This window comes from Burkholderia sp. PvR073, assembly GCF_054055695.1.
Genome location: NZ_JBSRXO010000006.1, coordinates 402,705 through 416,686, shown reverse-complemented (window position 1 = coordinate 416,686; position 13,982 = coordinate 402,705). Strand labels below are relative to the sequence as shown.

General features: G+C 64.8%; 10 protein-coding genes and 2 rRNA genes. 11 read left to right on the top strand and 1 reads right to left on the bottom strand.

What is annotated here, in order from left to right; all coding sequences use genetic code 11:
* The 4 genes from ACVK00_RS20805 to ACVK00_RS20790 form a co-directional block, all read left to right on the top strand.
* Positions 1-73 (top strand): 23S ribosomal RNA (locus ACVK00_RS20805); the annotation flags it as partial.
* A gap of 130 nt (positions 74-203) precedes the next feature.
* Positions 204-316: ribosomal RNA gene (rrf, locus tag ACVK00_RS20800) — 5S ribosomal RNA — on the top strand.
* A 473-nt stretch (positions 317-789) separates the two neighbouring features.
* A complete protein-coding gene (locus ACVK00_RS20795) occupies positions 790-2,865 on the top strand; it encodes a molybdopterin-containing oxidoreductase family protein (protein WP_284895116.1) in 2,076 nt (691 codons plus the stop codon).
* A 136-nt stretch (positions 2,866-3,001) separates the two neighbouring features.
* Entirely contained in the window at positions 3,002-4,675 is a 1,674-nt protein-coding gene (locus tag ACVK00_RS20790) for a long-chain fatty acid--CoA ligase (RefSeq protein WP_228906727.1), read from the top strand.
* A gap of 346 nt (positions 4,676-5,021) precedes the next feature.
* Here the strand turns inward: ACVK00_RS20790 and ACVK00_RS20785 are convergent, their stop codons facing one another.
* Complete coding sequence (locus tag ACVK00_RS20785) at positions 5,022-6,179, bottom strand: porin (RefSeq protein WP_228906729.1); 1,158 nt, start codon at positions 6,177-6,179, stop codon at positions 5,022-5,024.
* A gap of 275 nt (positions 6,180-6,454) precedes the next feature.
* Here ACVK00_RS20785 and coq7 point away from each other — a divergent pair, with 275 nt between their 5' ends.
* The 7 genes from coq7 to ACVK00_RS20750 all read left to right on the top strand — a co-directional run bounded on the left by coq7 (position 6,455) and on the right by ACVK00_RS20750 (position 13,982).
* Positions 6,455-7,081: a 2-polyprenyl-3-methyl-6-methoxy-1,4-benzoquinone monooxygenase gene (coq7, locus tag ACVK00_RS20780; protein ID WP_228906731.1), complete on the top strand. Its 627-nt coding sequence runs from the start codon at positions 6,455-6,457 to the stop codon at positions 7,079-7,081.
* A 387-nt stretch (positions 7,082-7,468) separates the two neighbouring features.
* Positions 7,469-7,897 carry a division/cell wall cluster transcriptional repressor MraZ gene (gene mraZ, locus ACVK00_RS20775; protein WP_006752433.1) on the top strand — a complete coding sequence of 143 codons (429 nt, stop codon included), beginning with the start codon at positions 7,469-7,471 and terminating at the stop codon, positions 7,895-7,897.
* Between the two features lie 23 nt (positions 7,898-7,920).
* Positions 7,921-8,862, top strand: a complete 942-nt coding sequence (gene rsmH / locus ACVK00_RS20770; RefSeq protein WP_006752434.1) for a 16S rRNA (cytosine(1402)-N(4))-methyltransferase RsmH — start codon at positions 7,921-7,923, stop codon at positions 8,860-8,862.
* Positions 8,859-9,200, top strand: a complete 342-nt coding sequence (gene ftsL, locus ACVK00_RS20765; protein ID WP_166722693.1) for a cell division protein FtsL — start codon at positions 8,859-8,861, stop codon at positions 9,198-9,200. The genes rsmH and ftsL overlap by 4 nt, the downstream gene beginning before the upstream one ends.
* Entirely contained in the window at positions 9,197-11,044 is a 1,848-nt protein-coding gene (locus tag ACVK00_RS20760) for a peptidoglycan D,D-transpeptidase FtsI family protein (RefSeq protein ID WP_228906735.1), read from the top strand. Before ftsL ends, ACVK00_RS20760 begins: the two co-directional genes overlap by 4 nt.
* Entirely contained in the window at positions 11,041-12,579 is a 1,539-nt protein-coding gene (locus tag ACVK00_RS20755; protein WP_284895110.1) for a UDP-N-acetylmuramoyl-L-alanyl-D-glutamate--2,6-diaminopimelate ligase, read from the top strand. The genes ACVK00_RS20760 and ACVK00_RS20755 overlap by 4 nt, the downstream gene beginning before the upstream one ends.
* A complete protein-coding gene (locus ACVK00_RS20750; protein ID WP_228906739.1) occupies positions 12,576-13,982 on the top strand; it encodes a UDP-N-acetylmuramoyl-tripeptide--D-alanyl-D-alanine ligase in 1,407 nt (468 codons plus the stop codon). The genes ACVK00_RS20755 and ACVK00_RS20750 overlap by 4 nt, the downstream gene beginning before the upstream one ends.

The window sequence follows — 13,982 nt, the reverse complement described above, 5'->3', positions numbered from 1 at the left end:
TTGATAGGTCAGGTGTGTAAGCGCAGTAATGCGTTCAGCTAACTGATACTAATTGCCCGTAAGGCTTGATCCTATAACAAGTCTGTTTCGCGCTAACGGAGCGCGTCGGACCGGTTGGATTCTCGTGTGTGATACACACAACTCAAAATTACTGCTTCTTCCCAGATTGGTCGCGTTGCGAAGCAACGTGACAACCCTCTTTGCCTGATGACCATAGCGAGTCGGTCCCACCCCTTCCCATCCCGAACAGGACCGTGAAACGACTCTACGCCGATGATAGTGCGGATTCCCGTGTGAAAGTAGGTAATCGTCAGGCTCCCTAAGCCAAGAACCCCCGCCCGACAAGGCGGGGGTTTTTGCATTTGGGCGGCGGAAAAGAGCGACCGCAGCGAGGCGGGTGCGCTGGCGCCGGCGGGCCGGCCATGTCGGCCTCTCGAATGCAAATGCGCGCGGTATTCCGAGTGTGCTCAAGCAATCGGATTCCCCCTGTTGTCGCTCAAGTTGTAACGCCCACCCGCCAGATTCCGTCATCCTGATCAGTTCACGGGCCTATTCGTCTCTATCTCCGATCAAACCTGCGATCCGGGTCGACGTAGCGAAACCGCGATCAAGGTTGCTTCCGCACCCGTACCACCGCACCGGCCGTTCGAAGCCGCTCCACCGTCGATATTCACATCCTCCGTTACTGCCTTTCTCCAAAATAGACGGGAAATTCATACGAATTGACGTCTTATTCGGCCCGTCCACGTAAAATTTGCGAATCCTCTCTACCCAGATGCATTCGGAACGATGAACGCCGCCACTCAGATAGCTCGGGCCGTATGCCCACACGATTGTCCGGACACGTGCGCAATGCGCGTGACCGTCGAAAACGGCCGGGCGATCAAGGTCACGGGCGATCCCGACCATCCGCCCACGCAAGGCGTGTTATGTACGAAAGTCAGCCGATATGCGGACCGCGTTCATCATCCGGACCGTCTTACCGTTCCGCTCAAGCGCGTCGGCGCGAAGGGAGAAGGGCGTTTCGCGCCGATCAGCTGGAGCGAAGCGTTCGACGAGATTGGTCGCCGCCTCGGTGAAATCGCCGCGCGCGCGCCGGAGGCGATCGTGCCGTACAGCTATGCGGGAACGATGGGGCTTGTGCAGGGCGAAGGCATTGCGCAGCGGTTCTTCCACAAACTCGGCGCGTCGCGGCTCGAGCGGGCAATTTGCTCCGCGGCCGGCGCGGCAGGGCTGCGCTATACGTACGGCGGAAGCGTCGGCATGCATCTCGAGCATTTCGAGGAAAGCGAGCTGATCCTGATCTGGGGCGCCAATCCCATCGCATCGAGCCTGCATTTCTGGACCCGCGCGCAGGAAGCCAAGCGTCGCGGCGCCCGTCTGGTTGCGATCGATCCGTACCGCTCGCTCACGGCGGAGAAATGTCACCAGCACATCGCTTTGAAACCGGGCACCGATGGTGCGTTCGCGCTCGGGATGATGCATGTGCTGATTACCGAAGATCTGCTCGATCACGACTACATCGCGTGTCATACGCTCGGCTTCGATGCGCTCAAGGCGCGAGCCCTGTCCTATCCGCCGGAACGTGTCGCACGGATCTGCGGCATCGAAGCGTCGGAGCTGATCGAACTCGCACGTCGTTACGGCGCGACCCGCAAGGCAGCGATCCGCCTCAATTACGGCATGCAGCGCGTACGCGGCGGCGGCAATGCCGTGCGCGCAGTCGCGAGCCTGCCTGCGCTCACGGGCGCGTGGCGCGACCGGGCCGGCGGGCTGCTGCTGTCGTCGTCGGAATCGGCGCCGGTCAATCGGGCGGCGCTGCTGCGCCCCGATCTGATGCCCGGCTGGCCGCACAAGCTGCCGCGCATCATCAACATGAACGCGATCGGCGACGCGTTGCTGAATCCGGGCGATGCGGCTTTCGGGCCGAAAGTCGAAGCGGTGATTGTCTACAATTCGAATCCGGTCGCCGTCGCGCCCGACTCGTCGAAAGTAGCGGCGGGGTTCGCGCGAGAAGATCTGTTCACGGTCGTTCTCGAGCACTTCAAGACAGATACGGCCGATTTCGCCGACATTGTGTTGCCGGCCACGACCCAGCTCGAGCATCTCGACGTCCACAAGTCGTACGGCCACACCTATGTGATGGCGAATCTGCCGGCGATTCCGCCGGTCGGCGACGCACGGCCGAACACTGAAATCTTTCGCGGCATTGCCCGCAGCATGGGGCTCGACGAGCCCGCGCTTTTCCACAGCGATGAAGAGGTCGCGCAGGCCGCGCTCCGTTGGGACGACCCGGCGCTCGACAGCAATTGGGATACGTTGAAGCGTGCCGGCTGGCTAAAGCTCAAGGTGGCGGACGCGCCTTTCGCGAATGGCGGCTTCCGTACGCCGTCCGGCAAATGCGAGTTCCATAGCGCGCGACTCGAACAGATGGGCATGGACCCGGTGCCCGATTACCTGCCGCCGTTCGAATCAGCGGAGGCCGCGCCCGAACTCGCCGCCCGCTATCCGCTCGCCATGATTTCGCCGCCTGCACGGCATTTCCTGAACAGCACGTTCGTCAACGTGGAGAGCCTGCGCAGCACGGAAGGCCAGCCGCATCTCGACTTGCACCCGGCCGACGCCGATGCGCGCGGCATCCGGGAGGGCGATGTCGTGCGCATCTTCAACGACCGCGGCTCGATGCAGGCGGTCGCGAGAGTGACCGATCGCGCGCGGGAGGGGCTCGTCGTCGGGCTGTCGATCTGGTGGAAGAAATTATCGGCGGATGGGCGCAACGCGAACGAAGTGACGAGCCAGGCGCTGACCGATCTCGGCAACTCGGCGACGTTTTACGATTGTCTCGTCGAAGTTGAGCGGATTTGACCGAACTTCGAGATATGATCAGACGAAATCATTCGAAAGTTGGAAGTGGGCATCTAACTCTGTTGTCTCGGGACGGGCGAGCCGTTACGATGCGTTTTAGCACGACCATTCGAAAATCTGTGAGGAGACGCGCAGTATGGACAAAATTTGGCTGAAATCGTACCCACCCGGCGTTCCAGCCGAAATTGACGCGTCCCCGTATCCTTCCATTCCGGATCTCCTCGACGAAAGCTTCAGGCAGTATCGCGATCGCAAGGCGTTCGTCTGCATGGGCAAGAGCATCACGTACGGCGAGCTCGATGCGCTGTCGCGCCAGTTCGGCGCGTGGCTGCAGTCGCGCGGTCTGACGCGCGGCGCGCGCGTCGCCCTCATGATGCCGAACGTGCTGCAATATCCGGTGGCGATCGTCGCGGTGCTGCGCGCAGGCTACACCGTCGTCAACGTCAACCCGCTCTATACGCCGCGCGAGCTCGAACATCAGCTGAAGGACAGCGGGGCGGAGGCGATCGTCATCCTCGAGAACTTCGCGTCGACGTTGCAGGCCGTCATCGCCAATACCGCGGTCAAGCATGTGGTGGTCGCGTCGATGGGTGACCTGCTGGGCATCAAGGGCTGGCTGGTCAATTACGTCGTGCGCAACGTGAAGAAGATGGTGCCGGCCTGGCAGCTTCCGTCGTTTACGCGCTTCAAGGCCGCGCTGTCGGAAGGCGCCCGCCAGACCTTCAAGCCGCAGAAGCTCGGCCCCGACGACGTCGCGTTCCTCCAGTACACGGGCGGTACGACGGGTGTCGCGAAGGGCGCGACGCTGCTGCACCGGAACATCGTGTCGAACGTGCTGCAGGCCGGCGCGTGGCACCATCCCGCACACGAGAAGTACCCCGACGTGAAGCAGTTCGTGACGGTCGTCGCGCTGCCGCTCTATCACGTGTTTGCGCTGACGGTCTGCGGTTTCCTGACGATGCGCACGGGCGGCATGGGTATCCTGATTCCGAACCCGCGCGACATCGGCGGCATGATCAAGGAGCTGAAGGGTTACCAGATCTCGACGATCCCGGCCGTCAACACGCTGTACAACGCGCTGCTGAACCATCCCGAATTCAACCAGCTCGACCTGTCGAAGCTTGCGATCGCCAACGGCGGCGGCATGGCGATCCAGGAAGGCGTTGCGAAGCGCTGGTATGAGAAGACCCATACGGCGATCGTCGAAGGGTATGGCCTGTCCGAAACGTCGCCGGTTGCCACCTGCAATCCCGTGACGGCGACCGAGTACAGCGGGACGATCGGCCTGCCGCTGCCGTCGACCGAGATTGCCATTCGCGACGATGCCGGCACCGACGTCGCGCTCGGCGAGCCGGGCGAGATCTGCATCCGCGGACCGCAGGTCATGGCCGGCTACTGGAACCGTCCGGATGAAACCGCGAAGGTCATGTTCCCGGACGGTTTCTTCAAGACCGGCGACGTCGGCGTGATGGACGCGCGCGGTTATGTGAAGATCGTCGACCGGAAGAAGGACATGATCCTGGTATCCGGCTTCAACGTGTATCCGAACGAGGTCGAGGACGTGGTGGCGTCCCACCCGGGCGTGTTCGAGGTGGCGGCGGTCGGCGTGCCGGACGAGCACTCGGGCGAAGCCGTGAAGCTGTTCGTCGTGAAGAAGGATCCGGCGCTTACCGACAAGGACATCCTCGCGTACTGCAAGGAGCGGCTCACCGGCTACAAGCGGCCGAAACTCGTCGAGTTCCGCACGGAGCTGCCGAAGACGAACGTTGGCAAGATCCTGCGGCGCGAATTGCGCGACGGACGCGCGTAACACCGAAGTCGAACAACGAGCCCGGCCTGTGCCGGGCTTTTTCGTTTGTGATGCCGGCATCGGGGTTGCGACGCACCGATTCGGCTATCGCCGGAACGACGCGCGTTCGACCGGGCGCGTCGCAGCCGATGGAACGCCTCAACCGGGTTGCCCACGCTGAATGGCGCTCGGCGCATTCCGTGAGCAATCGGCTAAGGCGCGCGCGTCGATGGAGCCCCGCGAACGATACGTTGCAGTCAACGCGGCGTGCTCCGACCGTTCCGTTCCCGGCTTCGCTTCCCGGCGCCAAAAAGAAAAAGGCGCCCGAAGGCGCCTTCAATATGCTGCGGCTTGTCAGGCAAGCTGATTAGAACTTGTGACGGATGCCGACCCGGGCTGCGACCTGGTTGCTGGTCGTCGACGGGTCGAGACCGTTGATCGAAGCATGTGCCTGAACGACGTTGCCTGCCGCGTCGAGCGCGTTGCCCGATGCATGCTGGTACACGCCGATCACGTAGACGTCCGTGCGCTTCGACAGGAAGTAGTCGACGCCCAGCGAACCCTGGTGGTACTTGGCTGCCGAGTTGCCGTCGATCTTGCTGCCTTGCGTGTAGTCATACGCGGCGCCGACGATCAGCGCCGGGGTCAGCTGATACTTGAAGTTGATTTCGCCGTTGTTGAACGTCGCGGTCTGGTTCACGAACGGACCAACCGAGAAGCCCTTGAACTTCGTGTTCGAGTATGTCGCGCCGATCGTCGCTGCGCCGAACGTATACGCACCGCCCGCGCCGATGACCTGGTACGTGTTCGCGCTGTTCGCGTACGCGCCGTAGACCGGCGACGACACGGCCGTCGCGGCAGCCGACGCGCCGGTGTTGAACATGCCGCCGAAGTTTGCCGGCGTGCGTGCGTTCAAGTAGCCGACACCCAACACCAGCGGGCCGTTGTTGTAACCGGCGCCGAGCGACCAGACCTGGTTCTTCGAGAACTGGCCGGCTTGACCGCCGAAGCTGTACATGCCGCCGAACGAGAAGCCGCCGTAGGTCGGGCTCGTGTACTTGACCGCGTTGTTCACACGGTATGCGTTGTTGAAGTTGTCGAGGTCGCCCGGGTGAGCAGCGATGTAGCCGCCCCACTGGTCGCCTGCCTCGAGCGGGCCGACGAAGTCGACGACGGAGTCGTACTGACGACCCAGCGTGACCGTACCGAACTGGCTCGACAGGCCGACGTAAGCCTGGCGGCCGAACATCAGGCCGCCTTGGCCGAGCTTGCCGGAGTTGACGTCAAAACCGTTCTCGAGCACGAAGATCGCCTTCAGGCCGCTGCCCAGATCTTCAGTACCGCGCAGGCCGAAGCGGCTGCCTTGCATCACGCCGCTCGACAGACCGTACAGGTGGCCGCCCTTCGCGTTGTTGTTGAAGATGAAGCCTTCATCGATGATGCCGTAAAGCGTCACGCTGCTTTGCGCATGAGCTGCGCCAGCGAACGCGCCCAGCGCGACGAGCGCGAGAAGCGACTTTTTCATTAACGGATCTCCAAGAATCACTGAATTTTTTTGGCGGGGCGGATAGTTGTTGTGTTGACGGGCCCCATCAACTTCGCAAGAAGTCGCACGTAATGTAGCAAAACCGATTTTTCGGACAAAGCGAAATGCCGTGGCTCAAGGTCGCCATGTTTCCTTTATGCAACAATGGTTAAAATCACGGGTTAACCGCAATTTCCGCTGAATAATCAAGTCGGTTACGCAGCGGAGCACGTGCCTTTGCCGCCCGCGGCGGCACACGCAGCCAGGAGAACAGGATGGTGTTGGATGAACTGATCAGCGAATTCGATCGCGGCTTGCGATCGCTGACCGGCATTAGCCGGATGAGCCGCCCGGTGCCCGTGCCGGCGGAGCCGCCCGCCGGCGAACTGACGCCCGCGGAGCGCGCGCATGCCGCCGGGCTGATGCGCGTGAACCACGTCGGCGAGGTCTGTGCGCAGGCGCTTTATCAGGCGCAGAAGCTGACCGCGCGCTCGTCGTCGTCGAAAGCGATGTTCGAGGAAGCTGCACGCGAGGAGGAGGATCACCTCGCGTGGACCGCACATCGGCTGAAGGAGCTCGATTCGCGTCCGAGCCTGCTCAACCCGCTGTGGTATGCCGGCGCGCTCGTGGTCGGCGTCGCGGCCGGCACGCTGGGCGACAAGGTCAGCCTCGGCTTCATGGCGGAGACGGAGCGTCAGGTCGAGAGCCATCTCGACGGGCACCTTTCCGAGTTGCCGGCCCCCGATACGGCGTCGCGCGCGATCGTCGAGCAGATGCGGCTCGACGAGGTCAAGCACGGCAAGGCCGCGACCGACGCCGGCGGGGTCGAACTGCCGCTGCCCGCGCGGATGCTGATGCGCGCCGCGTCGAAAGTCATGACGAGCACAGCGTACTATCTCTGAAATCCGGACCGGGGCGACGCACGACGTCGCTCCGGTCCGCCGATCCCGATACCGCCCGTTTTTTCCGCGTTTTCCCGCCCCCGAAAGTCCCGTCCGCACACCAGTCTGGCCCGCCTTTCTCACGTATCACCTTCACAAGCTTCCCTAGCCCATTCATTTATAACGGTTTTTGGAATGAGGGGTGGCATGAGCATGTGCGCGTAAGTCCTTGTTCTAACTAACAAAATTCGTCAAAAAACCGGGCCGCTCCCTTGACCGTGCCAAACCCTTCCTCTAAAGTGGGAGACAGTGTGAGAAAGTGTATTTTTGTGTGATTTGGCGGGCTGTTCGGGCTAAATTCTTGAGCGTTGGGCGGGTGCTTCGGTGCCCTGAACGGGAGAGCGGAAAGTGTTCCAAGGGGCGTCGGCGCTGACGCTCGATGCGAAAGGGCGGATGTCGGTGCCGTCTCGCTATCGCGAAGCGCTGCAAGGACAGGCAGAAGGACGGGTGACTGTGACCAAGCACCCGGACGGCTGCCTGTTGCTGTTTCCGCGCCCCGAATGGGAAGTATTCCGCGCCAAGATCGCCGCGCTGCCGATGGACGCCCATTGGTGGCGACGAATTTTTCTCGGCAATGCGATGGATGTCGATCTCGACAGCGCGGGCCGGATTCTCGTATCGCCCGAGCTGCGGATGGCAGCCGGACTGGAAAAGGAAGTCATGTTGTTGGGAATGGGTAGTCACTTCGAGCTGTGGGATTCGCAGACCTACATCGCGAAGGAGCAGGCGGCGATGGCGCAGGGCATGCCCGATGCGCTCAAGAACTTTACGTTCTGATTGCGGTGACGGAGACGCCCGCGATGGGAAATGAATTGCAGCATCGGACCGTGCTGTTGGACGAAGCAGTCGAGTCGCTCGTGACGCGGCCGGACGGCATTTATGTCGACGGCACGTTCGGGCGCGGCGGCCATAGCCGCGCGGTACTCGCGCGACTGGCGGAGGCCGGCCGGCTGATCGCGTTCGACAAGGATCCGAGGGCGATCGAGACAGCGCAGCGCATCGAGGATGCGCGCTTCTCGATCGTGCATGACAGCTTTGCATCGATGCGCGACGCGCTTGCGGCGCGCGGTATCGAGAAGGTGTCGGGTGTGTTGCTGGACCTGGGCGTGTCTTCGCCGCAGGTGGACGATCCGGCGCGCGGCTTCAGCTTTCGCGCCGATGGCCCGCTGGACATGCGAATGGATCCGACGCGTGGGGAGTCGGCGGCCGAGTGGCTCGCGCGGGCTTCGGTGCAGGAATTGACGGAGGTGATACGGGATTATGGGGAAGAACGGTTTGCTTTTCAGATTGCAAAGGCGCTTGTTGCTCGCCGGGCAGAGTCCGACCGTCTTGGGCCTCTCGACACCACGGGCGAGCTTGCCCAAATCGTGGGTCACGTCGTCAAAACCCGTGAGAAGGGCAAGGATCCGGCAACCCGCACCTTTCAGGCTATACGGATTCACGTCAATCAAGAGCTTGCGGACCTGCAAGTCGTACTAGACGCGGCATTGTCGTTGCTGGAGCAAGGGGGGCGGCTGGTGGTCATCAGCTTTCATTCACTCGAGGACCGGATCGTCAAGCGATTCATGCAGGCGCACGCGAGTGCGCCCGCGGTCGATCGTCGCCTGCCGATCCGTGCCGTCGACCTCCCGAGCCCGCCGCTCAAGATAATCAGCCGTCAATTCCCGAGCGAAGCGGAAGTCGTCGCGAATCCGCGCGCCCGGTCGGCCGTGATGCGCATCGCGGAGCGCGTCACGCCATGAGCCGCTTCAATATCTTCCTGCTGATCATCGTGATGGGCTGCGCGCTGTCGGTCGTCAACTCGACGAACCAGCAGCGCCAGATCTTCATCCAGCTGCAGCGCGCGCAGTCGCAGGAGCGTCAGCTCCAGCAGGACTATGCGCAGCTTCAATATCAGCAGAGCGCGCTGTCGAAGACGTCGCGCATCGAGCAACTCGCGAACGATTCGCTGAAGATGCAGCCGATCACGACGGGCCGCACCCAATACCTGACGCTGCCGCCGGGCGCCGTGAAGGCGATCGACGCGCCGATTCCCGCCTCGGCCGACGCGGCCACCAAGGGTAAGGGGGGCGCGCGATGAAGCCGTCGCAAAAGCGCCAGGACGTGAAATTCTCGTCGAGCCCCGTGCTCGGCGTGCACCTGCCGATGTGGCGCTCGAAACTCGTCGTGTTCATGCTGTTCATGGCGTTCGTCGCGCTCGCCGCGCGGGCGTTCTGGATCCAGGGGCCCGGCAACGCGTTCTATCAGAAGCAGGGCGAAAGCCGCTATCAGCGCACGCTCGAGCTGCCCGCCACGCGCGGCAAGATCCTCGACCGTAACGGGCTCGTGCTCGCGACGAGTCTGCCCGTGCGCGCGATCTGGGCGATTCCGGACGCCGTGCCGGACGATCTCGGCGCGGACAAGATCAACCAGCTCGGCAAGCTCCTCGGCATGACGCCGAAGGAACTGCGCGTGAAGCTGTCGGAAGACAAGGGTTTCGTCTATGTAAAGCGCCAGGTGCCGATCGACGTCGCGGACAAGGTCGCCGCGCTCGATATCCCCGGTATCTATCAGCGCAACGAGTACAAGCGCTTTTATCCGGAAGGCGAGATCACCGCCCACCTGATCGGCTTCACGAACGTCGAGGACGAAGGTCAGGAAGGCGTCGAGCTCGGCGACCAGAAAATGCTGTCCGGCACGTCCGGCGTGCGCCGCGTGATCAAGGACCGGCTGGGGCACATCGTCGAGGACGTCGCCGAACAGATTCCCCCGCACAACGGGACGGACGTCGGCCTGTCGATCGACAGCAAGATCCAGTACATCGCCTATGCGAACCTGAAGGCCGCCGTCGAGAAGTTCAAGGCGAAGGCCGGCGCGGCGATGGTCGTCGACGTGCGCACCGGCGAGGTGCTCGCGCTGGTCAACTATCCGACCTACAACCCGAACGACCGTACGCGCCTGACGGGCGAGCAGCTGCGCAACCGGATCCTCACCGACGTGTTCGAGCCGGGCTCGATCATGAAGCCGTTCACGGTGTCGCTCGCGCTCGACCTGCATCGCGTGACGCCGAACACGCTCGTCGAGACGGGCAACGGCCACTTCGTGCTCGACGGCGCGCCGATCACCGATGATGCGGGCTTCGGCACGCTGACGGTCGGCGGCGTGATCCAGAAGTCGAGCAACATCGGCGCGACGAAGATCGCGATGACGATGCGGCCCGAGGAAATGTGGAATATGTACACGAGCATCGGCCTCGGCCAGGCGCCGAAGGTCGGTTTCCCGGGCGCCGCGGCCGGCCGCCTGCGTCCGTGGAAGAGCTGGCGCCGCATCGAGCAGGCGACGATGTCGTACGGCTATGGCCTGTCGGTGTCGCTGTTCCAGCTTGCGCGCGCGTACACCGCGATCGCGCACGACGGCGAGATGATGCCGGTCACCATTTTCAAGACCGACCCCAACCAGCAGATCACCGGTACGCAGGTATTCACGCCGACCACCGCGCGCGAAGTGCGCACGATGCTCGAGACCGTGGTCGCGCCGGGCGGTACGTCCCCGGACGCTGCCGTGCCGGGTTATCGCGTCGGCGGCAAGAGCGGTACCGCGTACAAGCATGAAGGCCACGGCTACACGCGCAAGTACCGCGCGTCGTTCGTCGGGATGGCGCCGATGCCGAATCCGCGCATCGTCGTTGCGGTGTCGGTCGACGAACCGACCGCCGGCAGCCACTTCGGCGGCCAGGTGTCGGGCCCCGTATTCTCTGCGATCGCCGGCGATACGATGCGCGCGCTGAACGTGCCGCCGAACATGCCGATCAAGCAGCTGGTCGTGTCCGACGACGCGCCGGGCGCGCCTGCCAAGCCGGGCCCGCAAAAGCTCGCCGCGGGCAGCGGTGCGAAGCATATGATCGTATCCAGCACGACACGTAATTCACCAGGAGTTGTTCGATGAGCGCCGCTCGCAGTTCCCATCCGGCGCATCAGCAGATCGCAGCCGCGCTTGCGTGGCTGCGCCAGCATGTGGCTCCCGCGGCGCAATTGCATGCCGACACGCGCAGCCTGCAGGCCGGCGACGTGTTTCTCGGCTATGCGGTCGACGGGGCAGACAATCGCGCCTTCATTGCCGATGCCGTCGCCCGTGGCGCGGCCGCCGTGCTGTATCAGCCGGAAGGTCTTTCGGCCGCACCGGCCGTGCCCGTCGCACTCGCGGTGCCGGCGCTCGACCAACTGGCCGGCGAGATTGCCAGCGGCTGGTACGGCGACCCGAGCGACAGCCTGCTCGCGATCGGCGTGACCGGCACGAACGGCAAGACGTCGTGCACGCAATGGATCGCCGCCGCGCTGACGGCGCTGCACCAGCCGTGCGCGGTGATCGGCACGCTCGGCAGCGGCATGCACGGGCATCTGATACCGACCGGCTTCACCACGCCGGACGCGCCGCAGCTGCAGCGCAGCCTCGCGCAGCTGCACGACGCGGGCGCGAAGGCCGTCGCGATGGAAGTGTCGTCGCACGCGCTGCATCAGGGCCGCGTGAACGGCACGGCATTCGACATCGCCGTCTTCACGAACCTCACCCAGGATCACCTCGACTATCACGGCACGTTCGACGCGTACGAAGCCGCGAAGGCGAAGCTGTTCGCATGGCGCGGCCTGCGCGCGGCGGTCGTCAATCGCGACGACGCAGCCGGCCGCCGCCTGCTCGAGAAGCTGGCCGGCCGCGTGCGCACGATCGCATACGGGATCGGCGACGCGCAGGGGCCCGACGCCGATCGCGAACTGGTCGCGCTCGACGTGCGCGCCACCGCCACGGGCACGGCGTTCCACCTGCGTTCGTCGTGGGGCGACGCGGACGTCGAGGTCGGCACGCTCGGCGCGTTCAACGTCAGCAACCTGCTCGCGGTGCTCGGCTCGCTGCTCGCGGCCGACGTGCCGTTCGACGCGGCGGTCGCGGAGATCGCACGGCTCGAGTCCGTCAATGGCCGCATGCAGCGCCTGGGCGGCCGGCTGCAGAACGACGAACCGCTGGTCGTGATCGACTATGCGCATACGCCCGATGCGCTCGAGAAGACGCTCGACGCGTTGCGCCCGATCGCGGCCGCGCGCGGCGGCCGGCTCGTTTGCATGTTCGGCTGCGGCGGCGATCGCGATGCGACGAAACGCCCGCTGATGGGCGCGATCGCCGAGCGGCTCGCGGACGAAGTCGTCGTCACGAGCGACAACCCGCGCAGCGAAGATCCGCAGCGCATCATCGACCAGGTCATCGCGGGCATGACGGCGCCCGATCGCGCGCGCCGCATCGAGGATCGCGCAAGCGCGATCCTGCAGGCCGTGCGCGGCGCCGCCCGCGAGGATGTCGTCGTGCTGGCCGGCAAGGGCCACGAGGCGACGCAGGAAATCATGGGCAAGAAGCGCGCGTTCTCCGATCAGGATCACGCACGGCTCGCGCTCGCGGCACGCGCGACGCACGGCAAGGGAGGCGGCGAATGACGATGCTCAGTCTCGGCGAAGCCGCCCGCCTGATTCCCGGCGCCACCGTCCACGGCGATCCGGACACGACGTTCGAGCGCGTGTCGACGGACAGTCGCACGGTCGGCCCGGGCGACTTGTTCGTCGCGCTGAAGGGAGACCGCTTCGACGCGCACGACTTCCTGGGCGACGTGGCTGCGCGTGGCGCAGCCGCGGCCCTCGTCGCGCACGTGCCGGCGGGTCTCGCGATGCCGGTCGTCGAGGGCGGTGAAACGCGTGCCGCGCTCGGCGCGCTCGCACACGGCTGGCGCAAGCGCTTCGCGGTGCCGCTCGTCGCGGTGACGGGCAGCAACGGCAAGACGACCGTCAAGGAAATGATCGCGTCGATCTTCGCGGCGGCAGTCGGCGCCGACGCGCGACTGGCGACGGCCGGCAACCTGAACAACGACATCGGCGTGCCGCTGACGCTGCTGCGCCTGTCCGGCGCGCATCGCGTCGCGGTGATCGAACTCGGGATGAACCACCCGGGCGAGACCGACATCCTCGCGCGCTTCGCGGCACCGACCGTCGCGCTCGTCAACAACGCACAGCGCGAGCACCAGGAATTCATGGCGACGGTCGAAGCCGTTGCGCTCGAGCACGCGGCCGTGATCCACGCGCTGACGCCGGACGGCGTCGCGGTGTTTCCGGCCGACGATGCGTACGCGGGCATCTGGCGCGTCGCGGCGACCGGCAACCCGATCCTCGATTTCGCGCTGCACGATGCCGAACGGCAGGTCGAAGCGCAGGTCACGGGCCGTCTGCACGGCGGCGAGCTTGCGATCGACACGCCATCGGGCGCGGTGACGGTGCGCCTGCGCGCGCTCGGCGAGCACAACGCACGCAACGCATTGGCGGCGGCGGCGGCGGCGCTCGCGGCGGGCATCGAGCTGGCGGCGATCAAGCAGGGCCTCGAATCGTTCGAGCCGGTCAAGGGGCGTCTGCAGGTCCGGCAGGCGGACGTCGGCAGCCTCGCGGGCGCGACGGTCGTCGATGACACCTACAACGCAAACCCTGACTCGATGCGCGCGGCGATCGACGTGCTGGCCGCGCAACCGGCGCCGCGCGTGCTGGTGATCGGCGACATGGGCGAGGTCGGCGACGAAGGCCCGGCATTCCACCGCGAGATCGGCGCGTATGCGCGCGAGCGCGGCATCGATGCGCTGTTCGCGCTTGGCGACGCGTCGCGCGATGCGTGCACGGCGTACGGCGACACGGCCCGCCATTTCGGCGACGTCGGCGCGCTGGTGGCGGCGCTGCTCGCGGCGGGCTACGGCGCACAGGCGACGGTGCTCGTGAAGGGCTCGCGGTACATGAAGATGGAGCGCGTGGTTGACGCGCTGACGAACCAATCCGCGGCGGGCACGGTGCCCGCCGCACACTGA